At 67.9% G+C, this 22,092-nt stretch carries 22 protein-coding genes and 2 pseudogenes; 9 read left to right on the top strand and 15 right to left on the bottom strand.

Going from position 1 to position 22,092, the window contains the following annotated elements; all coding sequences use genetic code 11:
- Nucleotides 1-420: 420 nt before the first annotated feature.
- Nucleotides 421-1,167, top strand: coding sequence for a phosphotransferase family protein (locus tag ACWC09_RS49320; protein ID WP_450858462.1), 747 nt, complete (start codon nucleotides 421-423; stop codon nucleotides 1,165-1,167).
- A gap of 81 nt (nucleotides 1,168-1,248) precedes the next feature.
- On the opposite strand, the gene ACWC09_RS49315 is transcribed toward ACWC09_RS49320, so the two are convergent.
- The gene (locus tag ACWC09_RS49315; RefSeq protein WP_450858461.1) at nucleotides 1,249-1,866 is read right to left on the bottom strand and encodes a transposase; all 618 of its coding nucleotides are present in this window, start codon (nucleotides 1,864-1,866) and stop codon (nucleotides 1,249-1,251) included.
- A 580-nt stretch (nucleotides 1,867-2,446) separates the two neighbouring features.
- Between ACWC09_RS49315 and ACWC09_RS49310 the strand changes: the two genes are divergently transcribed.
- Nucleotides 2,447-3,280: a PIG-L family deacetylase gene (locus tag ACWC09_RS49310; protein WP_450858459.1), complete on the top strand. Its 834-nt coding sequence runs from the start codon at nucleotides 2,447-2,449 to the stop codon at nucleotides 3,278-3,280.
- 875 nt (nucleotides 3,281-4,155) lie between these two features.
- On the opposite strand, the gene ACWC09_RS49305 is transcribed toward ACWC09_RS49310, so the two are convergent.
- The 3 genes from ACWC09_RS49305 to ACWC09_RS49295 all read right to left on the bottom strand — a co-directional run bounded on the left by ACWC09_RS49305 (nucleotide 4,156) and on the right by ACWC09_RS49295 (nucleotide 5,654).
- Nucleotides 4,156-4,584 carry a DUF4267 domain-containing protein gene (locus ACWC09_RS49305; protein ID WP_450858457.1) on the bottom strand — a complete coding sequence of 143 codons (429 nt, stop codon included), beginning with the start codon at nucleotides 4,582-4,584 and terminating at the stop codon, nucleotides 4,156-4,158.
- Between the two features lie 227 nt (nucleotides 4,585-4,811).
- The gene (locus tag ACWC09_RS49300; protein WP_450858455.1) at nucleotides 4,812-5,066 is read right to left on the bottom strand and encodes a hypothetical protein; all 255 of its coding nucleotides are present in this window, start codon (nucleotides 5,064-5,066) and stop codon (nucleotides 4,812-4,814) included.
- Between the two features lie 237 nt (nucleotides 5,067-5,303).
- Entirely contained in the window at nucleotides 5,304-5,654 is a 351-nt protein-coding gene (locus tag ACWC09_RS49295; RefSeq protein WP_450858454.1) for an antibiotic biosynthesis monooxygenase family protein, read from the bottom strand.
- Between the two features lie 161 nt (nucleotides 5,655-5,815).
- Between ACWC09_RS49295 and ACWC09_RS49290 the strand changes: the two genes are divergently transcribed.
- On the top strand, nucleotides 5,816-6,397 hold the full coding sequence (locus ACWC09_RS49290) for a TetR/AcrR family transcriptional regulator (protein ID WP_450858452.1): 582 nt from the start codon (nucleotides 5,816-5,818) through the stop codon (nucleotides 6,395-6,397).
- A 784-nt stretch (nucleotides 6,398-7,181) separates the two neighbouring features.
- Nucleotides 7,182-7,550 (top strand): hypothetical protein, encoded by a 369-nt coding sequence (locus ACWC09_RS49285; RefSeq protein WP_450858450.1) that lies wholly within the window; start codon nucleotides 7,182-7,184, stop codon nucleotides 7,548-7,550.
- Between the two features lie 410 nt (nucleotides 7,551-7,960).
- Here the strand turns inward: ACWC09_RS49285 and ACWC09_RS49280 are convergent, their stop codons facing one another.
- The 3 genes from ACWC09_RS49280 to ACWC09_RS49270 form a co-directional block, all read right to left on the bottom strand.
- Complete coding sequence (locus ACWC09_RS49280) at nucleotides 7,961-8,158, bottom strand: Ku protein (protein ID WP_450858448.1); 198 nt, start codon at nucleotides 8,156-8,158, stop codon at nucleotides 7,961-7,963.
- A 228-nt stretch (nucleotides 8,159-8,386) separates the two neighbouring features.
- A complete protein-coding gene (locus ACWC09_RS49275) occupies nucleotides 8,387-8,776 on the bottom strand; it encodes a toxin Doc (protein WP_450858446.1) in 390 nt (129 codons plus the stop codon).
- A 3-nt stretch (nucleotides 8,777-8,779) separates the two neighbouring features.
- Nucleotides 8,780-9,028 carry an antitoxin MazE7 gene (locus ACWC09_RS49270; protein ID WP_450858445.1) on the bottom strand — a complete coding sequence of 83 codons (249 nt, stop codon included), beginning with the start codon at nucleotides 9,026-9,028 and terminating at the stop codon, nucleotides 8,780-8,782.
- A 327-nt stretch (nucleotides 9,029-9,355) separates the two neighbouring features.
- On the opposite strand from ACWC09_RS49270, the pseudogene ACWC09_RS49265 reads away from it, so the two are divergent.
- Both ACWC09_RS49265 and ACWC09_RS49260 read left to right on the top strand, forming a co-directional pair.
- A pseudogene (locus ACWC09_RS49265) lies at nucleotides 9,356-10,168 on the top strand (DNA ligase LigA-related protein); the annotation flags it as partial.
- 170 nt (nucleotides 10,169-10,338) lie between these two features.
- Entirely contained in the window at nucleotides 10,339-11,637 is a 1,299-nt protein-coding gene (locus tag ACWC09_RS49260; RefSeq protein WP_450858444.1) for a DUF2207 family protein, read from the top strand.
- 152 nt (nucleotides 11,638-11,789) lie between these two features.
- Here the strand turns inward: ACWC09_RS49260 and ACWC09_RS49255 are convergent, their stop codons facing one another.
- Nucleotides 11,790-12,128: an integrase core domain-containing protein gene (locus ACWC09_RS49255; RefSeq protein ID WP_450858442.1), complete on the bottom strand. Its 339-nt coding sequence runs from the start codon at nucleotides 12,126-12,128 to the stop codon at nucleotides 11,790-11,792.
- Nucleotides 12,129-12,399: 271 nt separating this feature from the next.
- Entirely contained in the window at nucleotides 12,400-13,371 is a 972-nt protein-coding gene (locus ACWC09_RS49250; RefSeq protein ID WP_450858441.1) for an SDR family NAD(P)-dependent oxidoreductase, read from the bottom strand.
- Nucleotides 13,372-13,512: 141 nt separating this feature from the next.
- Here ACWC09_RS49250 and ACWC09_RS49245 point away from each other — a divergent pair, with 141 nt between their 5' ends.
- Nucleotides 13,513-14,007: a TetR/AcrR family transcriptional regulator gene (locus ACWC09_RS49245; protein WP_450858463.1), complete on the top strand. Its 495-nt coding sequence runs from the start codon at nucleotides 13,513-13,515 to the stop codon at nucleotides 14,005-14,007.
- A gap of 266 nt (nucleotides 14,008-14,273) precedes the next feature.
- On the opposite strand, the gene ACWC09_RS49240 is transcribed toward ACWC09_RS49245, so the two are convergent.
- The 3 genes from ACWC09_RS49240 to ACWC09_RS49230 all read right to left on the bottom strand — a co-directional run bounded on the left by ACWC09_RS49240 (nucleotide 14,274) and on the right by ACWC09_RS49230 (nucleotide 16,490).
- Entirely contained in the window at nucleotides 14,274-14,921 is a 648-nt protein-coding gene (locus ACWC09_RS49240) for a phage terminase large subunit family protein (protein ID WP_450858439.1), read from the bottom strand.
- Between the two features lie 200 nt (nucleotides 14,922-15,121).
- A complete protein-coding gene (locus ACWC09_RS49235; protein ID WP_450858437.1) occupies nucleotides 15,122-15,811 on the bottom strand; it encodes a type 1 glutamine amidotransferase domain-containing protein in 690 nt (229 codons plus the stop codon).
- An 85-nt stretch (nucleotides 15,812-15,896) separates the two neighbouring features.
- Complete coding sequence (locus tag ACWC09_RS49230) at nucleotides 15,897-16,490, bottom strand: TetR/AcrR family transcriptional regulator (RefSeq protein ID WP_450858435.1); 594 nt, start codon at nucleotides 16,488-16,490, stop codon at nucleotides 15,897-15,899.
- Nucleotides 16,491-16,892: 402 nt separating this feature from the next.
- On the opposite strand from ACWC09_RS49230, the gene ACWC09_RS49225 reads away from it, so the two are divergent.
- Entirely contained in the window at nucleotides 16,893-17,030 is a 138-nt protein-coding gene (locus tag ACWC09_RS49225) for a hypothetical protein (RefSeq protein ID WP_450858433.1), read from the top strand.
- Between the two features lie 477 nt (nucleotides 17,031-17,507).
- Here the strand turns inward: ACWC09_RS49225 and ACWC09_RS49220 are convergent, their stop codons facing one another.
- Genes ACWC09_RS49220 through ACWC09_RS49210 form a run of 3 tightly spaced genes read right to left on the bottom strand, consistent with a single transcriptional unit; the run spans nucleotide 17,508 to nucleotide 20,138 of the window.
- Entirely contained in the window at nucleotides 17,508-18,038 is a 531-nt protein-coding gene (locus tag ACWC09_RS49220) for a cupin domain-containing protein (RefSeq protein WP_450858432.1), read from the bottom strand.
- A 46-nt stretch (nucleotides 18,039-18,084) separates the two neighbouring features.
- Nucleotides 18,085-19,137 (bottom strand): phosphotransferase family protein, encoded by a 1,053-nt coding sequence (locus ACWC09_RS49215; RefSeq protein WP_450858431.1) that lies wholly within the window; start codon nucleotides 19,135-19,137, stop codon nucleotides 18,085-18,087.
- Nucleotides 19,134-20,138 (bottom strand): C-terminal binding protein, encoded by a 1,005-nt coding sequence (locus ACWC09_RS49210; protein WP_450858429.1) that lies wholly within the window; start codon nucleotides 20,136-20,138, stop codon nucleotides 19,134-19,136. Before ACWC09_RS49210 ends, ACWC09_RS49215 begins: the two co-directional genes overlap by 4 nt.
- A gap of 692 nt (nucleotides 20,139-20,830) precedes the next feature.
- Between ACWC09_RS49210 and ACWC09_RS49205 the strand changes: the two are divergent.
- Nucleotides 20,831-21,931, top strand: a pseudogene (locus ACWC09_RS49205) (MFS transporter); the annotation flags it as partial.
- Nucleotides 21,932-22,092: the final 161 nt, after the last annotated feature.

The raw sequence follows: 22,092 nt of genomic DNA, 5'->3' as shown, positions 1-22,092 counted from the left end.
GGCGACGAAACCGTGGAAGTCCGTCTCCACACGCTCCCCCCTTCCTGTCACCCCTCCTCGACGGGGAAGGCGTGCCATCTGCTGCACGGCCGCGGCGAGACCTGAGTCACAGTCAGCAACAGAGTTGTGCGGCACCCGGGCGGACCAACATCCCCGCTGACCCGGTCGGTCGCTGTAACGACTGACCCGGTCGGTCGCTGTAACAGCGGGAGCGAATACCGCTTCGAGCACGACTCCATGGGCGAGGCCCGCGTCCCCGCCGACGCCAAGTGGCGGAATCGGTCCTCGAGTAGGGCGAGGAGGGTGGGTTCCAGGAAACGGGAAGCACGAGGCCGCCTGGTAGCGGGACGCGGTCAACCGTGTAATCGCACGCGATAAACCTGACGACATCGGCGATCATCCCCGGGATACTGGTCGCCCATGGACGAGGTCAAAGTCGTTGTCGCCCATTCCGAGCGCGCGACTCTGCGCGTCGGTGACGTGTTCTTGAAGGTGGACGTTGATCAGGCGCGCATCGACGTCGAGGTCGAGGCGATGTCCCTCGCGCCGGTCCCGACCCCGGAGGTCCTGTGGCGCAAGCCGCCCGTGATCGCGATCGCCGCACTCCCGGGGACGACGCTTGGGCGCCTCGGCGGGCCGTCGACCGGGTCGCCGGCGGCGTGGGCCGCGGCGGGCGCCGCCATCCGAAAGCTGCACGAAGCGCCCCTGCCGCCCCTGCCGGGCCGGGCCGGCCGGAGCATCGTCGCGCTGGCGGCGGAACTCGACGACGAGTGCGAGTTGCTCGTGACGAATGGTGTCCTCCCCACTGACCTGGTCACGCGCAACCACCAGGTCGCCGAGGCCGCGCTCCGGCCGTGGACTCCGGTGTTCACGCACGGCGACCTGCAGATCGCGCACGTCTTCGTCGACGGCGACGAGGTCACCGGCATCATCGACTGGTCCGAGGCGGGCCAGGGTGACGCCCTCTACGACCTCGCCACCTTCACGCTGGGACACGAGGAGCACCTCGACGACGTCGTCGCCGGCTACGGCACCGACATCGACCTCGACGTGATCCACGCGTGGTGGTCGTTGCGAAGCCTGCTGGCAGTTCGCTGGCTGGTCGAGCACGGCTTCGACCCCTTCGCGCCGGGCTGTGAGGTCGACGTGCTGAGATCCCGGATGTGAGGCTGCCCGGGCCCGACTGCTACGTATGCGTTCTGACGCATCGAGCAGGCCATCCCGTGGGGCGATCGCCCGCCCTTACTCTCAACAAGGTGCGGTGCGCAGTCGGCGCCAGCAGATGACGGCGCAGCCAACGGTGATGACCGCGTGGTGGATGTCGTCGCGGATCTCCCATCGGATACACAGGCGGCGGAACCAGTGCAGCAGCGCGATCCTCCTTCCACGACCCAGCGGTACACGTCCAGGCCGGAGCCGTGCCTGGTGCCGCGCCGGGCTCGGTGCGGGGGGGATCTGGAAGCGGCGGATTTTGTCCCGGTAGACCTCGTGGTCATGGACGCGGTCGGCGTACAGGTGCCCGGGGCGGCGCAGTGGCTGGCCGCGCTTACCGCGGATGGGCGAGACGGCCTGGATCAGCGGGATCAGTTGGGTGACGTCGTTGCGGTTGCCGCCGGTGGTGATTGTCGCGAGCGGGATGCCGTGCGCTTCCACGATCAGGTGCTGCTTGCTGCCGGCCTTGCCCAGGTCCATCGGGGACGGACCGGTGACCGGCCCGCTCTTCATCGCACGGATGTGGCTGGAGTCGACCGCGCGCGGGAAGAAGTCCAGCAGGTCTGCGGCCCGCAGCTCCGAGAGGAGCAGCTCGTGCAGGTGCTGCCAGACCCCGTCCTCGTTCCATCGCCGCAGCCGTCGCCAGCAGGTCATCCCCGAGCCGAAGCCCAGTTCCTGGGGCAGAACTCCCAGCGGATCCCGGGGTACAGCACGAACAGGATCCCGCACAGCACCTGCGACTATGCGGACGCTTACGATCTTGACGCCGCGGATTACGTGGGACGACCGGCAGCAGCGGCTGGATGCGCGCCCACAACTCGTCGTCGATCTCCGAACCAGGCGATGAACATGCCATTCCACAGCGCACCAGTCCTTTCGGGATCTTTCCTGTCTGCCCCCGGCGAGCTGATGTCTGTTGAGAGTTGTCGGGTCTGAAATTTCGTGTCGGAATCTCACGGCTGGTGCCGGATGGATCGGATCCGACGTGGCGCTGAGACACGCAGGCCGCCGTTACCTCGTTCGCGTTGAAACGCGGCCGCCTGGAAGGCCAAGCGGCCGTGCCGGGAACAGCCGGTCCGGCCGGCACGGTTGCATCGACCGAGGGACCGGCGCCACATGGGCGGGGACCACGGAGGCCATAAGGTCCTCCGCCCCACCAGGATCCGGGCCCGGGATCGCGGTACGCCCGCCGCGCTCCTTGGACCAAGACGTATTTCTGCAGGAGGACTGTTTCATGACTGACCGGCCTTTGACGCTCATGGCAGTACACGCCCACCCCGACGACGAGGCCACCGGAACCGGAGGGGTCCTCGCGCGGTACGCGGCGGAAGGCGTCCGCACGGTTCTCGTGACGTGTACCGACGGCGGTTGCGGTGACGGACCGGGGGGCGTCAAGCCGGGTGATCCCGGGCACGATCCGGCGGCGGTCGCCTTGATGCGCCGTCAAGAACTTGAGGCGAGCTGTGACGTCCTGAAGGTCAGCGATCTGGAGATGTTGGACTATGCCGACTCCGGGATGGCGGGCTGGCCGGGCAACGACGCTCCCGGATCGTTCTGGCAGACCCCCGTGCAGGAAGGCGCGGCCCGACTCGCGGAACTCATGCGGCACTACCGACCTGATGTGGTCGTCACCTACGACGAGAACGGCTTCTACGGCCACCCCGACCACATCCAGGCCCACCGCATCACGATGGCGGCGCTGGAGATGACCGAGCTGACACCGAAGGTGTACTGGACCACGATGCCCCGCTCGATGATGCATCGGTTCGGCGAGATCATGCGCGAGTTTCATGAGGACATGCCGGAGCCGGATCCCGCCGAGGCCGCCGCGATGGCCAAGATCGGACTCCCCGACGATGAGATCACCACGTGGGTGGACGCCACCGCGTTCAGCGGTCAGAAGTTCGACGCGTTGGCCGCGCACGCCAGTCAGGGCGAGAACATCTTCTTCCTCAAGATGGGCAAGGAGAGGTTCGGCGAGTTGATGGGCATGGAGACCTTCGTGCGTGTCCAGGACGCCACCGGCGCGGCCCTACCCGAGAAGGATCTCTTCGCCGGACTGCGCTGATCCACCCGTCCGACGGGCCCGGGAAAGCCCATCGACCGCACGGCGCGGCCACGCGCGCCCACGCATTCCTTGGTCGGGCTCCTGGTACCAACACCAGGTGCCTTGGCTGCACTCGACAAGTGGCCGACGATGGTGCCGCTGGTGCTCGCCGAGCTGCGGATACTGAGAGCGCAGTCGTTGCCGACAGCGGCACGTCGGGGTCGAGCAGGCCGGACCGCCCTACCGCGCCTGACTGCGGGTGCGGTGCCGCGGGAGCTGCTGGACTTCGATCACCGCGGTCGCTGTGACTGAGTAGTCCGGTCCCCTGTCGGGGACACCCTTTGGGCGTGAAAATCGGTCTGTGGCCGTCCGGCGGACGTTGTTTCCGCTTGGTGCGTTCCGAGCCTGTGACTGAGCGGAAGGCGTCGCCTGACCAGCGGCTACGGAAACGGGACGGTGGATTTTCGAATCAGCGGGTTGGAAGCGGGACACATGACCCCGGCAACCACGGGAATCCTGGTCTGCTTGCGACAAGCTCAGGCCGGCCCACAAGGCCACCGTGATGTGGAGAGCTGGCTCAGCCAGCTCTCCACATACGAGGCGGCGGTCAGCAGGCGTCGATGCGGTTGACGCCGTGACTACCAGTAGCCGCCACCGCCTCGTCCGGTGTCAGGTAGTAGCCCTCACCGACCTGGTTGTGGTCACTGTTTGAATGTGACTGTTGACCCAGACTTCCCGTTGAGTCGACGTGTCGATGTGGATCGGTTGACTGAGCCGGTGGCAGGCCGCCTTGGCCTACACCAAGAAGACCGTCCGCCCGGCCCTTCTCTGTGGTCGGGCACAAAGAAGGGGTGCCCGGCCCATGTGGTCGGGCACCCCTTCGGGGCGTGCAGCTGTCAGACGGGCTGCGCGGTGGGCGTTGGGGCGGTGGCCTTGTGAGTCTTGTTCGTCTCGCGGAGGACGAGCAAGCCGGTGATCGCGATCAGTGCCGAGGTCAGGCCGTGGATGCCGAACGCGGCGGCGTTGGAGCCGTGGTGGGCCAGGACGTTGATCATGTCGCCGAACGGGGCGACGGCCTCCATCAGCAGGGCCCAGCCCAGGGCGCGGCGGTGGCCCGTCATCAGCAGGATGCCGAGGACCAGGCCCATCGCGCATTCGCGGGTGCCTTTCATGATGAGGAAGCCGTCGCCGTTGCCGGCGGGCCATTCCGGCAGGCCAACGCCATGAGTGGACGCCTCCGGGGCCAGGATGAAGGACAGCCCGAGATAGAGGACGAACAGGGCGCAGGCGGTAGCCAGGACGGTGTTGACGTTCTTCAGCGACATGGTGGTTCTCCTTCGATGGTCGGGCTGGAAGTGGGACCGCGGTCAGCGGCGGGTGTGATGGGGGCGGTCGATGACCTGCCAGATGGCGCCGGCCCGCTGTGGATGGGGCGGACCAGATCGTGCACCTCGGGGCGTCTTTCACCGTGCTGCCTGTCGGCACCAGCGAAGCTGTGATCCGCTTGGTCGCCATCGGCCTCACGCCCCGGTACCGCCCGGGGTGAGGATCTCTATGAGATGGCCGTCGGGGTCGCGGAAGAGGTTCCCCTGCGACCCTCTATGCGCTTGCCGCGATAGATCTGCCCTGTCTCTTGGCACGCGGGATCGCCGAAGTGGGGGATTCCGCGGCGCTGGATGCGGGCGAGGGCGGCGCCGAACTCCTGCGCGCTGACCATGAACGCGTAGTGGTGCGGCTCGAAGTCGTCGAGCTGCTCGTAGTCCAGGCTGACTTGGTTGGCGAGCGTGACCGGCGTGAAGTGCGCCACTGGCGGATCGACACTCAGGCCGAGGATGTCGGCCAGGAACTGCGCCGAGGCTTGCGGTCACGGGCGGGGACGATGGTGTGATTCAGTCCCACGGGCATAGTGACTCCTCGTCAGGGGTGGGCTACGCGTGGTGGGTTGATCGGAGGCATTGGCGGTTCGCGGCGTGACGGAGAGGCATGATCGCCCAGGAGAGAGCGGGGCTTCACCCGCTGCCCTCTCCTGGCTGCAGCCGCCGTGTCATACGTCGATCTGTTCGAAGATGTGCGGGTACGACACGATGCCGTCGGGGAAGTCGGCGGCCATGCGCTGGAACTCCGGGCTGCCGAGCGCGGTGGCGAGGGACTCGGTCGATTCCCAGACCGCGACGTTCATCAGTAGCCGACTGCCCGCCGTCCCCTGGTGCATCCGCAAGGAGACGAATCCCGGCTGCGCCTTCATGAACTCGGCCTGTCGTCGGAAGAGGGCCAGGAACGCCTCGGACCTTTCCTTCGGTACGACGAAGGTGTTGGCCAGGACGATGGGCCCTGTCTTCTCCTGGAACTGCGCGAACATCGGCGTGTGCGGGTCGAGACTCTCGAGTTTGGCCATTTCGGTAGGTCCTCTCACGATCGGTTGTCCGCTCAGGGGCGCCGTGATCTAGCCAACACTTCGCGCCAACGCTCGTTGGCAACATTTGTTGGCAACGTCTGTTGGCAAACGTAGGGGTGTGACCCTGGACTGTCAACAACCGTTGGCCTACATTCGTAGGCATGACCGGCACCACGGAGAACCAACAGGCCGCACGGCGTTCCGACGCAACCCGTGCCGCGATCCTCACCGCGGCCCGCGAGCGGTTCGCGTCGGACGGCTACGAGAAGGCGACCATCCGGGCCATCGCGCGCGACGCGAAGATCGACCCGTCGATGGTGATGCGCTACTACGACAGCAAGGCGGGCCTGTTCGCAGCTGCCGTCGCGATCGACCCCGGACTGCCCGACCTGCCCGTCGAACCGCGCGAGGCGATCGGCCGCACGCTGGTGAGCCACTTCCTCACCCTGTGGGAGGAGAACGGGGAGCTCACCGCACTGATGCGGGTCGGCGCCACCGACCCGGCCGCCGCCGAACGCATGCAGAGCGTGCTGCGTGAGCAGTTGATCCCGTTGGCCCGCCAGGTGGGCCCCGAACCGGAGCAGGCACAGACACGGGCGGCACTGTGCGCCGCGACCGTGCTGGGACTCGCGCTGACGCGCTACGTCCTGCGGTTCCCGGCGAGCGTGGCGCTCGGTCGCGAGGAGATCGTGGACTGGCTCGGCCCCACAATCCAGCGGTATCTCACCGCACCCACACCCTGAAGAACGTGTCGCGGCTTGCGGAACTTGTCGCTGAGCAGCATGAGGCCGACGGGCACGTAGCCGGAGACCCACACGGTCCCCCCGCAGATCGCCAGGCCATCATGCGCAGTTGACAGAATCCGCCGGGCTCGGTGACACGGAGGAGCGATTTCGGAGCCGGCGGTTGGCGGGCTGGCTCCAGCGGCTCCAAGTCCGTCGGCGTCCCAGGGACGCGATGTGGGTGATACCAGTGGAGGATTCGAGTTCCTGTGTGAGGCGCTGGTTGTCCTGGGTGACCTGCTGGATGCGTACGGCGGCGCGTGTGAGAAGGGCCATGAGTTCCTTGCTGCGTCGCTTCAGCCGTGCGTTGCGGGCAACGAGCCGGTCGTAACGGCTGGTTGACGATCTGGTCGCGGGCGGCTCCGCGCGGAAAGTGTCAGCAATGTCGCGGACGATGTCGGGGAATGGCGTCGGGAGGTGGTGTTGCTGAGTCGGCCTCGCGGGCCAGGGCAAGGACTGTGGGCGCCTGCCGGTCGTGGCAGCGTGTTGCTGCAGCCTGCTCAGGGCCGCCCGGACTCTGGCTGCGGACGGCAGAGCAGCACGGAGGGTCATCGGGACTCCTGTTGTGTGGAGGCGAGGATGGCTTCGATTTGCTGTTTGCGCTGCACGAGCCGGTGCCGCAGCAGGGGCGGCAGCGGCGGCCCAGTGGCCAGCTGTTGACAGATCCGGGCGATCTCTCGGTTCCAGGTCTCGATGTTCTGAATGATCAGCCGCCATTCCGGCAGTCCAGCGGCTGGCACGCAGCGTGATCGCCGAGTCCTTCGCAGGGCCGTTGCCGGGCTCGTTCGCACAGGGCCTTGGCCGGATCGTGGACGCAGGTGATGTACGTACCCGGGTGGACGGCCGGGTCGTTGCGCTTCGTGATCTGTTGCAGGCGTCGCCCGTCGAGGACGACACTGCCCCGGTAGCGTGCGCGGTACCCGAAGTCCTTCAGGCGCCGGGCCGCTTCGGCGGCGGCCGGGCCGGCCAGGCGGGTGTGCTCGTGGGCGTCGATGAGGGCCAGAAGATGCTCGCCCCGGGCGAGGGCCTGCTCGCTTTCGACCTCGGCGTGGAAACCGGAGTCGCTGGTGCCTGCGTAGCCTCGAAGACCTGGATGCTGTGGTGGCGGTACTGAAGGGCTCCGGCGATGGTGCCGCCGGGACGTCGGGCGATGAACCAGGCGAGCGTGCGGCGGAACCGGGCGGCATGCAAGCAGAAGACGCGGCCGTTGACGGGAGGGATGGCGTCCGGGCGTTTGTGGGCAGCGCAGTAGCGGTTCACCCAGGCGATGAAGTGGTTGAGATTCTCGTTGGTCTGCCCGGTGGTCAAGGCGACATGGCCGCGCCCGTGGTGGCGGCCGGGGCCGTGCGCGAGGCGTTCGAACAAATAGGGGCCGTCGGGCGGTTGGAGGGTTTCGAGCACGGTGACGGCGCGGCCCCAGGTACGCGGGCCACACCGAAACCGAGGGAAGATCCCGCGACACAAAATGCACCGCCCACATCGCTCCACGCAGCACCAGCGGAACGTACAGCGGTCACTGACCGGCTATGCACAAATCTGGATCGCGTCGATCGACTCCAGCGACACGAACCCGGCGATCTCGATGGCCTGCGCGGTGGGCAGGGGCAGGTTGTTCAGCTCCCGGTCGCTGATCGGGACGACCTGGTCCTTCGCGTACCCGTAACACGGACGCGGCCGCGGCGGGCTGCGGGCAGAACCGGCTGGCGAACTCCTCGCGGACACCGGGCGTGCGGAGGAAGAGGGCGCTGCCCTCGAAGAACCGCGCCTTGTTGAGCTCCAGGGCCAGGACGTGTCCGGCGTACACGTTCCTTGACCTTGTCCACGACGCCAGCCGGGCGCCGTCGCCAGAATTCTGCTCGGCTACGTCGGTGTGCTGCGCTGACTGAGCACCACGTGGCCCGGTCGGCCGAGCGAGCAACCGCCGATACTCCTGAGAACGCGCAGCGCCGATCAGGGTGACGCTTGGCGCCAGGAACGCAGCCGCTCGGCGACCCCGTACGAGTCCAGCCGCAGCCCTCGGATGTCGTAGATCAGTTCCCGCCAGAGCTCAAATTTGGTGTCCACACGTTCTCCGGAGGCCTCCAGATAGGCGATGGCGACGCCGTATCCGTAGACCTCGTTGCGGGCCGGGAGCGGGCGCAGCAGCACGCACTCCTCCAGCATGACCGCAGCCCGCCAGAAGGCGTCGGGATGGTGCTGATCATGCCGGGGCGGATCGACCCGGTGGCGCTGGGCCAAGCCGACGAGCACGGAGAAGTCGTTGACGGTCAGGTCGTCCCGGAGGATCTCTTCCTGGCGTTCGAGGAACCACCGGTAGTCGACGTACACGACGGGAGGCACAGGTCAGGCCGCCCGCGAGGCGTCGTGGGCGACGGACGGCAGACCGCCGAACTCGGCGTCGAAGGCATCCATGACGCCGGGCTCGCTGATCGCGCGGCGGAAGGCGGCGGTCGCAGTCTGCAGGGCCCGCTCCTGTTCCTTCTCCCCCGCCACCTTGGCGAGGTAGGCCTTGACGGACAGACCTTCGGCAGCGGCGAGGCCCTGCAGGGTGTCCCTGGTGCTCGTGTCGACCTTGACAGTGGTTTCAGCCATACCCGAAGTATCCCGCACGGTATACGCGCCGCGCTACCTCCTCCGCTACTCCGCCCGCACACGGGTGGCACCGACGGATTACGTCGAGGGCGTAGGCGTGCTCGCTCGTGCTGAGAGGCACAGCCAGGCGCTGCGCGGGCTCCGCCCCGGATTCTTCGCCGCGGCCTTCTTCTCCTGCGACCCTTGCACCTCACCAAAGCAGGTGTTCATGCCATGGCGCTCGTCAAACTGCTGGTAGTGGATCAGCAGGCCCCGTAACTCGCCGTCGTACACGCCGGCTGTTCTCGCGTCCCGCTGCATCGGGCAATGTCAGTGGTGGCAGGCAGGATGGCGGTCATGACCACACCAGCTGCAGTGATCGTGGATGCCGCCGCCCACGCACAAGCGGTCGAGGACGCGGTGAAAGCGTCGGCCGCCTACTACGCGTGCGACACCTCAGTACTGGACGACGACTCCTACGACCGGCTGGTGCGCGGCATCGCCTCATGGGAGGCCGACCATCCCGAGCAGGTGCTGCCCGACTCGCCGACGGGGAAGGTCGCCGGTGGCGCCGTGAAGGGCGATGTCCCGCACACGGTGGCGATGCTGAGCCTGGACAACGTGTTCTCCCCCGAGGAGTTCACCGCCTGGACCGCCTCCCTGGCCCGGCGCATCGGTCACCACATTGGCCGCTTCAGCGTCGAGCCGAAACTGGGCGAGCTCGCGGTTGCGGCCCGCTACACCAGCGGCCGCCTGAGACAGCTGATCACCCGTGGGGACGGCACGTCCGGGAAGGACGTTTCGCACGCCATCGGGACCATCGAGGGCCTGCCCGAGACACTGGCCGAGCCCGTCACCGTGGAAGTCCGCGGCGAAGTCCTCATGACCACCGCCCAGTTCGAGCACGCCAACGCCGCGCGCACCGCGCACGGCAGGCAGCTGTTCGCCAACCCGCGCGGCGCCGCGGCCGGCACCCTGCGCGCCAAGGAGCGCGCCTGCACCGCGCCGATGACGTTCTACGGCTACGGCCTGCTCCCCCTGCCCGACACCGAGCCCGAGCTCGCCGCCCTGCTGGGTCACAGCGCGCACAGCGACCGCATGGCCCGGGCCGGCGAGCTCAGGGTCAACACCACCGCCACCACGGCGGTGCCCGGCATCACCACGATCGACGGCGCCACCCTCCACAACCCGGCCGACGTCACCCGCCGGCGCCCGCTGCCGGTCCTGGAAACCGCCGTGATCAACGACAGTGACTACTGCGCGGCCCAGACCTGCGGCTCGGAAGCGGGCGCCACAGGGATACCCAGCGGTGTTGCCGGGGAGTATCTGTGGTGACTTACCTGATCGCGCTCACGCTCTGCCCGGTGCTGTACGGAGCCGTGGTGTACGCCGTGCGCAGATGGGAGACCCGGGCACCCCTGCCGGTTCCCCCTCTCCCTCAGGAGCTGGCTGCGGCTGTGGTGAACCTGCTGCTCGGGAAGGGCGAGGTGACGCCGAAGGCGATCGAGACGGCCGGCCTGGAACTCGTGGAGGCGGGCCGGCTGCTGCTCGAGCGGAAGCCTGACGGCACGCCGACGGTCCGGCTCGCACTTCGGACAGACGGCAACCAGCGCCTGCGCCCTTTCGAGCAGCTGCTGCTCGATCGTGTCCGTCACCGCTGCCGAGGCCAGGTCGACCGTGTGCCCCTGGCGGCGCTCGGGCCGGGGGACGGCGACGAGTACTGGGTGTGGTGGCGGAGCTTTCAGTGGAGCGTCCGGGACGAGGCGATGGCCCTCGGATTGATCCGCCCGGCCCGGGAGAAGTCCCTGACTTGGAGTTTGAGGGTCGCCGGGGGCCTGGCGTGGTCGGGCATTCTGTACGGCTGCTCCGGGTTCGGCAGTGGCGTCTTCGAGGTGGCCTTCGACGCGACCGTCGCCGCCGTGCTCCTGCTGATGTTCTGGTTCGAGCGATTCCCACGCAAGTCCCGCCCGCGTCTGACGCCCGCCGGCCGCCGGGCCGCGGCATGGTGGCGGAACTGCGCGAGCGCCGCCGCGCATCGGCTTCCGGACCGGCAAGTGGGGGCGAACGGCCCCGAGTCGGCACTGCCCGTTCGCGCGTCCCTCCGCATTTGGTCCTCTTACGGCAGGTCGTGGCACGTCGTCGATACGGCTCCGCTGGACCCACCGCGCTGGGGCCACCTGTGGCAGCTCGTCGCCCTGGCCCTCACCGTTGGCGCCGCGACAGCGGCAACGGCCCTGACCGTACGCACTCCCCACGGTGCGGTGATCGACGCCGGCCCGCTGCTCATCGGCTTGCTCCTGACGGGTCTCTGGCTGCCCGCCCACCGCCGAATCCAAGGCGTTCCGGCCGAGTTGGCCTTCCGCGGTGCGATCATCTCCCGTTGGGACTACACCACGCACTACGACGATCCGCCGACCGTCATCACACATTACTGCTGCGCGGTCGAGCACCCCGAGTCCCGCAGGGCGTGGTCCTTCGAGGTAGCCGAGTGGCATCGGTCGATGTTCTCCGGGGATTCGAACTCCGAGCTGGCGAACCGCTTCCGGGTGGGGGACGTGGTCGACGTGCACTGCAGTCCGCGTCGACGCAAGGTGCACAGCATCACCGTGGTCGAGGCGGTGCCACGCTGAGCGGCCGGAGAATCGCGCCGTCAAGACCTGGTGTTCCGCCAGACGGTGAACGTCCGTGGTCGGTCCCGGTGACGCGGGCGGACACGACGCCGTGACGGCACACGGGAGGGTGGGCCGGAGGGGGCTTCCACCTTGATCGTGGACACCGGTTGTCATGCAGCGATGGCCAGCGTAGTTGATCCCTGTTCGAAGGCGACCGGCGCGAGGTAGGCGATCGTGGAGTGCCTGCGCCGGTGGTTGTAGAAGCCGTGCTGGCGGAAGACTGCGAGGCGGGCGGCTCGTTCGGTCGGCCGGCCACGCCGGTCGGGAAGGATCTCCCGCTTGAGAGCGGCGAAGAACGACTCCGCGGCGGTGTTGTCCGCGGAGTGCCGACCGCTCCCATGGATCGGAGGATCCCGGCCCGGTGGCAGGCGTCGGGCGAACGCCTTCGGCCCGTAGTGAGCGGAACGCGACCCCTGTTCATGATCAAAGGCTTCGACGACCTTGATCATCAGGTGTCGCGTCTCTTGTTGCCGAACTGGGTCAACCGACCGCGCCTGCGCGTACTTCTCTGTCAAGTTCAGCGTGTTGAGCCGCGCCGGCCGGCATCTCGCTCGCGCCGAAGGCGGGGCCCCGCACCTGGCTCTCGGAGGGGAACCGACCGGGTTTTGGCTCTGCGCATCGGACATGGCCATCTTCGCAGGCCATGTACTACCGGCCTTGTGGGTCGATGCGGTGACCAACCAAGAAGGCGGCGATACCGCTTGCTGTGGCGTCGAGAGGTCAGACGCGGAGCAGGTCGGTCGAGACCGCCCACAGGCGCTTGGCGGTGGCGGGATCGAGCGCCCATTCCTTGACACCGTGCGGATGCTGCGCCAGGTCGGCGTCGTTCGTCACGGTGTAGGCCTCTTGTGAATCGTCGAGGTAGTGGCCTCCGGAGTGCGCGAACTCCGGGGCGACGGCCGCAACGATGCTGGTGGCAGCCCCCTGCTCCACCGTTTTGTACGTGAAGACTCCGGCGGCTTCGGCCGCATCGAGCGACTCCTTCTGTTGCGTGGTGAAGTTCCGCTGCAGTCCCGTCGCGACACCGCCGGGGTTCACCGCATTGGCGATGATGCCGTCCGACGCCCAGAGGCGACTGGCCTCGACGGCGAATAGAGAGTTCGCCGTCTTCGACTGGGCGTAGGCGATCTGCGGATCGTAGCTGCGACGCTCGAAGTGGAGGTCGTCGAAGTCGATGCCGGCACGCATGTGCGCCGTCGAACTGACCGAGACGATTCGTGCTCCGTCGCGATCGGCCGCTCCCCGGGCCAGGGCGTCATGAAGGCCGACGGCGAGGGCGAAGTGGCCAAGATGGTTCGTCGCGAATTGCAGCTCCCAGCCCTCACGTGTGCGTTCGAGGCCACCAGTGACCACGCCCGCATTGTTGATCAGCAGGTGAAGCGGGCCGTCCCACGCGTCAACGAATCGCGTGACGGAGGTCCTGTCGGCAAGGTCGAGCGGGACGGATCGGGGCCGTATCCCTCTGGTCGACTTCTCGATCGTCTCGGCGACGGCGTCCCCCGCCGTCGCGTTCCGGACAGCGAGCGTCACCTCCGCCCCGGCAGCGGTCAACGCGCGAGCCGTCTCGATCCCGATTCCGGAGGAAGCTCCCGTCACGATCGCGCGGACGCCGGTGAGGTTGACGCCCCGCAGTACCTCGTCCGCGGTGCTGGAGGCGGTGAAGGGCGTGGAGATGGGTTCGCGAGCAGTCATGGCGGTGACTATACTTACTAGTCTTGATTTGTATAGTAAGACTCTCGCTCGTATGCTCGGTCCATGAACAGTCCCGCTGCCAGCCACCCGCCGTCGACAGTCGCCGACATCGACCGTCGGACCATGGTTCTGGACTCCGCCATGGTCACGTTCGCGCGATTCGGTTACCGGAAGACCTCGATGGAGGAGGTGGCGCGGGCGGCGGACATCTCCCGGCCCGGGCTCTACTTCCTCTTCTCCTCGAAGGAGAGCCTGTTCCGCGCCGCCGTCACCCAGGCATTGGAGCGCGACATCACAGCGGTCGAACACGTCCTGGCCGACACCGGCCGACCCCTTGCAGAGCGCCTCCTCAATGCGTTCGACCAGTGGGCGGGCCGCTACATCGGCCCGCTGACACGCGATGTGGCGGTGGTCATCGAGGACAACCCCGGCCTCCTGAGGGAGATCGTCGAGACCATGCCGCAACGTTTCGAGCAACTCATCACAGACGCGATCGCCGTCGAGGCAGGACAAGCGGCGGCCCGCCAAGTCGCCCAGACGATGATCAGCGCATCGACCGGCCTCAAACACCAGGCCGCATCACGGGACTTCTACCTCGAACGACTGGAGGTCGCCATCGATCTCCTGATGCGCTGAAGACGCTTACCGAAGCCGCGGGAGAGAGCCCGGCCGAACAGCCAGGTCCGCCCGGCCGGCCAGAACTGGCACCGATACCCTGCCACCCGACGATCCTCCGGTACCCGGAACGTACGTCAAACCGGCACGTTTCCAACCCTGTTCGATCCGCTTCAACACGTCGACCCGACAGGGAAGATGACGCAGGCGATCAGCTCATCTCGCCGGCTGAGAATGCATCAGCCCTGCCTCTACGGGCAGTTTCGGGGCTCAGCATGCGAAGCCGTTCAGCGGCGGCCGTCGAACCGGTCGTCGTCCGTGTCGGTGGGCAGGGTGTCGAGTTGGTCGGGATCGGCCAGTTCGGTCAGTCCGTGGACGGCGGCGTCCATGCGGTCAGGGCTGTCCATTCCCTCGACCCAGGTGACCATCTGACCTTCCAACTCGGGGTATTCGCCGACGTGGTGCACGAGCTGCTGTTCGTAGAGCTGGGCCACGGGAGCGGCGCGCAGGCGTTTGCCGACCTTGGCGGTGACCTCCAGGATCATGGGCATGAGGAGCCCCTTGGTGACGCCCTCGCGGCGCAGCTGCTCCCATGCCTGGGTGACGATCTGCCGCGCCATGTCTCCGCCGTAGTTCTTCTCGACCACGATCGCGTCGGCCTTGAGTTCGAGGGCGAGACGGCATGCGGCCAGACCCCAGTCGTTGGCGCCCATCGATCCGGATCGGTCCGCCAGGACGTACAGCTGTCGGTCGAAGTCGCGGCCGACGCCGATGACGCACGTCTCGCCGCCGACGGTGGACTCTCCGCCGGCGGGGTCGACGGCGACGACGATGCGCGCCATGTCGGGGCCGGAGAACTGGACGGCGTTGATACGGGCGGTCTCTCTCCACTCCCGCCTCCAGACGCCTCCCTCCGGCGGACCGGGCTTCTGCAAGTAGAGGGCGGCCCAGGGTCGACGTGATCGGCGAGGTGGATCAGGGTGGCCTGCGGGTCCATGCCGAAGGCATTCGAACGTGCCGTATCCGACGACCGGTGTGACCTCGTGGCCTGCCCGGGCCGACCGGGCCGAGCTGGTGGACAGGGCCAGCTCGGCCGGGTCGCTCACGCGCTCGCGGAGCATGGCGACTTAGGCGCTCACACGCCGCTCTTGTTGAGCAGCTCGATCAGGGTGTCGGCTGCGGGAGCGGAGGAGGCCGGGTTCTGCCCGGTGATCAGCAGACCGTCCTGGAGGACGTAGGGCTGCCAGTCGCCGGTCTTGGAGTAGACGCCTCCGAGCTTGGTGAGTTCGTCCTCGACCAGGAAGGGGACGACGTTGGTGAGCTGGACGGCCTCTTCCTCGGAGTTGGCGAATCCGGTGACCTTCCTGCCCGAGACCAGCGGGGTGCCGTCCTCGTTGACGGTGTGCCGCAGGACGCCGGGTGCGTGGCACACCAGGCCCACCGGCTTGCCGGAGCGGAGGGTCGTTTCGATCAGCCGGGCGGAGACGGTGTCCTCGGCCAGGTCCCACAGCGGTCCGTGCCCGCCGGGGTAGAAGACCGCGTCGAAGTCGCCGGCCGAGACCGAGTCGAGGCGCACGGTGTTCGCCAGTGCCTTGGTCGCCTCCGGGTCGGCCTCGAAGCGTCGGGTGTCGTCTGTCTGGAAGCCGGGCTCGTTGCTCTTGGGGTCCAGCGGCGGCTGGCCGCCCTTGGGCGAGGCGAGCACGATCTGCGCGCCGGCCTCCGCGAAGCGGTAGTACGGCGCCGCCAGCTCCTCCAGCCAGAACCCGGTCTTGTGGCCGGTGTTGCCCAGCTCGTCGTGCGAGGTGAGAACAATCAGAACCTTCATGACAACACTCCTATTGAGTAGACCAGTCTACTATTCGAGGTGAAAAGACCCCCCATGACCGGGGCAGGCATGGGGCCTAAGCCTTCTACAGGTGCAGCAGCCTGCGCGTTACCGCTGTCACGCTGTCGAGCGGCGCCAGACTGCGATGGATCTTGCACATGACACTCGCGCCGAGCCACATGTCGTACAGGGCCTGCGCCACGTCACGGGGATCACCATCGACCGAGAGAGAGCCGTCCTCCAGGCCGCTGACGATGGTGCGCGCGATGCGGTCGACTATGGCACTCGTGCCCTCTTTCAGGGCCAGGCGCATCGACTCCGACAGGTCGGCGACCTCGGCGCCGAGTTTCACGGCCAGGCACTTGCCCTGGCACTCCTCGACGCTTTGCGTCTCCCGCCACTGCTGCCAGTAGGCCATCAGCCGCTCGGCCGCCGACCGGCCGGACCGGGCGAGAATGCCGTCCATGTCCGCGAGATAGTCCGCGAAGTAGCTCTTCAGCATCGCTTCGCCGAAGGCGTCCTTCGAGGCGAAGTAGTGGTAGAAGGATCCCTTCGGTACGCCGGCCTCCGCGAGCACCTCGTTGATGCCGACGGCGGAGTAGCCCTTGTGGGCCATGATCCGCTGGGCGGTGTCGAGGATGTTCCGACGGGTGTCCGTGTTGCGCGTGGTGACCGGCATGCGAGAACGCTAACATTCGAGTAGACCAGTCGTCTAGGCCGTGCCCGGTCGGGATGTTTCCGTTGGGGCCGCTCGCCGAGCTGGTCAAGGCCGGGTGGGATCAGCGATGACGCGTCGGCAGGCACGGTCTTCCAGTCAGGTCACGGGGCGTAGACAACTCCACGATCTTGAAAGCCCGTACCTGTCCTGCTCGCCAGGAGCCGTCAACCGGCAGAGCTAGGACCCTGGTCCGACCGTCGGTTCTGCAGAGGACCAGCAGGGGACCAAGCTAGCGGCGGCTCGACACGTCGTCCGAGGCCGATCTCCTCCGCCTCGCCGTTCGTGCCCATCGCGAACACTCCGCTCGGGATGCCCGGAAGCGGCCCCGGTGATGGAGAAGGCGGTGCCCATACCCACCTGCTCATGGCCGACGGCCCGGTGACCTGGGCACAGATACCCAACGGCGGCGCCGACGTCGGCTGCTTCACCGTCCACGAGAGCGCCACCGCCTATGTCCTGCATCCCGAACGCGGAGCCATGGGCCACGCCCCGGGCGTCTAGCTCGTACGCCGACAGGTCGAAGACAGGGGCCGCATCGTCCTCGATTGACCTCACGGCCACCTGCGGTCCGCCCATGACCACTTCGCCTGACAGCCAGTCCCTCTTTCGTCCGGGCGAGCGCGGTGCACTGCTGCGTGCATTCTCGAACCAGCGGGAGTTGCCGCTGCTCACGGTCCCGCGGCTTCACCGACGCTCAGGCCGCACAGCGCACGACCGTGAGCGCACTCACCCTGGGCGGCATGCGCCGCCGGGTGAACCGTAAGACTGGCAAGGCCACCATCAAGACGGTCTACGCGCTCACCAGCCTGCCCGCCGCCCCGGCCGCCCCCGCCCAGCTCGTCGCTCTCATCCCTGGCCACTGGACGCGGTCGCCGCGGCCTGCTGCCTACGGGGCAGGTCGGCGCGCGCGACGCCGTCGGGGGCGCGGTCGGCTTGGCCGAAAGCGCGGTCCCGAACGTTGTCTGTGTCTGGGCTCAGTCATCCGTCGCGGTTGGTGCCGATGAGGACGAAGGCCATGGTGACCGGTTTGTCACTGCGGTTGCGCCACGCGTGCCTGGTGCCGTTCTGGATCACGATGTCCCCAGCCGAGAGGTGGGTGCAGTGGCCGTCGTCGAGTTCGAGGACGATCTCGCCCTGCAGCACGAGGCCGTAGTCGACGGTTGGCGTCGTGTGCATGCCGTCGGGCTCCATGAGGTCCGCGATGCCTGGCGAGTCGGCGCGTTGCTCCTGGTCGAAGGCGATGGGATCGAACGACGGCTCGGTCATGGCGGTGTCCGGCGGGAAGGTCAGCACGATGAACCGGGTGCCGCCGGGTGCCGGGAGCAGGCTCGTGATCTTCGGTGTGGGGTCCTCGCCTGTCCGGCTGACCGGTTCCCCGGGCTCGGTGGCCCAGGGCAGGCGGGACACCCAGCCCGGAAGGCTGGTGAACTCACGGCTGCGTGGGATCGGGCCGTCGCTGGTGACGACCGACCGGCCGTTCGCGTGGTGGCCGGTGACGACTCTGCGCATGTGTCTCTCCTTGGTCGGACCCACGGAACCTCTCGAATGCGTCGGGTCAGTCGGGCCGAGTGCCGATGGGTACGGTCGGGGTCTCGAGTGCGGTGGCCCAGGCGTCCAGGACGTCCGTCACCGTGTGCGCGGGCGCCCGGAGGAGCGCCGAGGCCACGGTGCGGACGAAGACCCGGTGCCGGTCGTCCGTGAGGTATTCCACCGGGGACTTGCCGTCCACCCGCGCGAGCAGCAGGGCCGGCAGGAGCGAGGCGGCTCGTGACTCGAGGTCGCTCAGGGGCTCCCAGTCGACGCACCGGCCGTAGTCCTCGGCCAGCACGCGGGCGGACCGCAGCAGCTCGGCGCGCCGCCCCTGCACCGCCAGGCTCTTGAGCAGCAGATGGTTGACGCAGAAGGCGAGGTCGAAGGCCGGGTCTCCGTACCAGGCGCACTCGGCGTCCAGCAGCACGGGTCCTGACGGGCCGACGAGGATGTTCTTGGGGCTGACGTCGCCGTGGACCAGGGCCAGATGCGTGGTGACCGTGCGGTCGGCAAGTCGCTTGAGGACATCGCTCAGTTCGGGGTGCGCTGCGGCGGTCGCCAGCAGGTACGGCTCGATGCGCAGCGCGTGGAAGTTGTCGTCGGTGGCGAATTCGGTGGCTAGGTCGGCGTCGCCCGCGCTCTTCGCGTGCAAAGTGCCGAGCAGCTCCCCGACGGCCGCCGCGGTCTCCGGCCGCACTTCTGCGGCCAGTAGTTGCGCCTTCCACATGGGGTAGTGCTCGGGCGGTAGGTACGCCATCGCGAAGAGGCCGGCTTCGGGATCGTGGGCCAGCAGTTCGGGCACGTTGTCGGGCCGGTGGCGGGAGGCGAACCGCATCCACGCCCATTCGTAGGCGTTGCGCGAGACCGGTGCCTGCCAGTCGGCTGCGACCTTGAGCCTGGCCAGGGCTCGTTTGACGCAGAGGGAGCCTCCCGGCAGGTCCACCCGCCACAGGTCGGAGGAGACGCCGCCGGCCAGCGGCGTCCAGCGGGCGGTTTCACCGGCGCGGGCGAGTTTGTGCGCGATCAGGAAATCGGTCAGCGCGGCATCCGGACTCGGGTGCGCGGAGTCGGCGCTCATCGCTGCTCCCCCGGCTCCGTCGTCAGAGCGCGTGGGCTGTTGCAGACGTGGGCGGGCGCGTCGCCCGCGAGAACGCGTACGACCTCTTCGGCGGCGCGGCGGCGCAGTTCCGTGACCGAGGCGTCGGAGGAAAAGGCGACGTGCGGGGTGAGCAGTGCTCCCGGCTGCTGGAGCAGTCCGGCGGGGACGTACGGTTCGCTTTCCAGTACGTCGAAGGCGGCCCCGTCCAGCCGTCCGCTGTCCAGTGCCTTGACGACCGCGTCGGTGTCGACAAGGCCTCCGCGGCTGACGTTGACCAGCAGGCCGCCCGGCTTCATCCGGGCCAGTTGCTCGGTGCCGATGATGTGGTGGGTGCCGGGTGTGAGCGGCACGTGGAGGATCACCACGTCGCTGCGGCGCAGCAGCTCCTCCAGGCCGACCAGCTCCACTCCGGGGGCGTTTTTCGGCGGGTGTGGGTCGTGCGCGAGGATCGTGCAGCCGAACGCACCGAGCTTGCGTGCGGTGGCGCGCCCGATGCGCCCGTATCCGACGACGCCGCAGGTCAAGGTGGACAGTCGGCGCAGTCTGGCGCTCGCGGGGTTCCAGTGGCCGGCCCGGACGTCCCGGTCGAACACGGCCAGGCCGCGGGTCCAGGCCAGCACCATGCCCACCGCGTGGTCGGAGACCTCCTCGACGCAGTAGTCCGGCACGTTCGTGACCCACACACCTCGTTCGGTTGCGGTGTCCACGGCGATGTTGTCGAGACCGACGCCGAGTCTGGCGACGATCCTCAGGTCCGGCGACGTCTGGACGGCGGTGGCGGAGACGGGCGCCCAGCAGGTGAGGATGCCGACGGGTCGGTGTTGGGCGACCAGATCATCGATCACCTCGGCGGAGGCTGGTTCAGCGGGACCGGTCACGAGGGTGTGGCCGGCCTCCTCGATGACCGATCGCTCGACGGAGTCGTCGGGCCAGGCGTAGTCGGTGAGCAGCACGGTGCCAGGGCGGCTCGATGGTTTCATGGCAGGTCGTCCTTGCGGAATCGTGCGTCCGATGCGGATGGCCGGGCGTTGCGCCCGGTCACTTTCGGTCAGCAGGGTTGCGTCGCCCGGAGGGCAACCGACGGCATTGTCCGATGAGGCCGGCGGTCGCCGCGGGCGAGGTGGGGAGGGTCACTGGGCTTGGGTACAGGCGCCGGCGTCCGCCGGCTTGTGGTCGGCGAAGGCGTCGCGGTACGCCCCTGGAACGGGTCACGGATATGCAGGGGCATGTCGAATCACTCTGTCACAGCCACGCGATGCTAACGATAGCACTCGCTGTCTCCGACGCGTCAAGAGTCCGGTGTGCGGACTGACCGTCGGCCTGTGCAGCAGGCTCGTCCGAAGCCGCAGAACCCCGTCACCACCGGAAATACGAGGGCAATCGAAGAAATGCGGTGTGCACGTCTTGACGCACCGCTGAGTTCCCCTCATGGTTTCTGCCATCGCCGACCCGGTGTCCGGCATATGTCCGTACCGGGTCGAGCCGTCGAAGGCTCCATAGCCACGGATGTCCCCGACAGGCGATGAACGGCTGAATTCCGCATGCGGCGTCCGACCGCGCGTCAGCCCCTTCGCCCCATTCCGCCGCCTGCGGCGCATCGACGCCTCCGGCCGAACCGAGTCCGTGTTCAGCTCACCGCTTCTCGTCGTCGCGATACGGCCCCGTGGCCGCGATGAATCCGCCGTGGCCTGCCGCGACCTATCCCTCCTCTGGAGCCGCAATGACTCACGCAGCCCAAGTCGACACCAATACCGTGCCCGCCGACGGCACCCAAGAAAGCAACCGTGCACCCATTTCCCGGGTCATGATCGCAGTGGGCTTCCTGCTGGTCGTCCTCTCGTACATGGTCAACGCGATGGACCGTCAGGTCTTCCCGCCGCTGCTGCCCAACATCCGTCAGGACTACGGGTTCTCGCTGGAACAGGGCGGGCTGCTGGCGACGAACTTCACGCTCGGCATGGCCCTGGCCGGCCTGCCCGCGGGCTACCTTCTGGACCGCTTCCGACGCAAGACCGTGCTCCTGGTCAGCATCGTGATCTACTCCCTGGGCACGATGGCCACTCCGCTGGCGACCGGCCTCGCCGACATGACGGTGTACCGCGTCGTCTCCGGCTTCGGCGAGGGCATGCAGTCCGCGGCCATCTTCGCCGCGATCGGCGCCTTCTTCGCCCACCGCCGGGGCCTTGCCTTCGGCGTCATCGGGGTCGGCTACTCCGTCGGCGTCTTCATCGCCCCACTCATCGGTGTGCAGCTCATGAGCACGCACGGCACATGGCATGCGCCGTTCTACCTGTTCGGTACGGCCGGACTGCTGATCGCCGCCGCCTCCCTGTTCCTCCTCAGGACCGGACTGACCGAGCACCGCGTCGAGAAGGCCGTCTCGACCAGGACCTACGAGTACATGTCGGCCTCCGCCTACAACCGCAACACCATCGCGCTGGCGATCCACTCGGTCGTCAGCGGTGTGGCCATCTACGGGTTCCTCGGCCTCTACCCGACGTACCTCATCACCTCGTTGCACTACACCTCCGAGCAAGCGGCGCTGGCGATGAGCCTGCTCGGCTTCGGCGGCATGACGGCCGTTCTCGGCGGCTGGCTCGGCGACCGGTTCAACCAGCGGAACCTGCTGATCGGGAGCCTGCTCGCCGTGTCCGTCATCGCCGTGTGCATCTACGAGACGCATGCCGGTGTCGGTGTGCAGTGCGTGTTCGCCTTCCTCATGGGCGCCTTCGGGCTGGGCTTCATCTATCCCAACAGCAACAGCGCGATGCAGCGGGCCGTCCGCCCGGAGCAGATCGGCCGCGCCTCCGGTCTCTTCGTCACCAGCTACTACGGAACGGTTTCCGGCGAGGAAGACGACGGCGACGCTGGCGATGCTGAGCGAGGTCCCCTGCTGGCCGAAGGCGCGGATCGAGGCGTCCAGGCACATCACGA

This window comes from Streptomyces sp. NPDC001617 (assembly GCF_053596855.1).
Note: the sequence above shows the minus strand (reverse complement) of the source record. Positions and strands in the feature narration are given on the sequence as shown.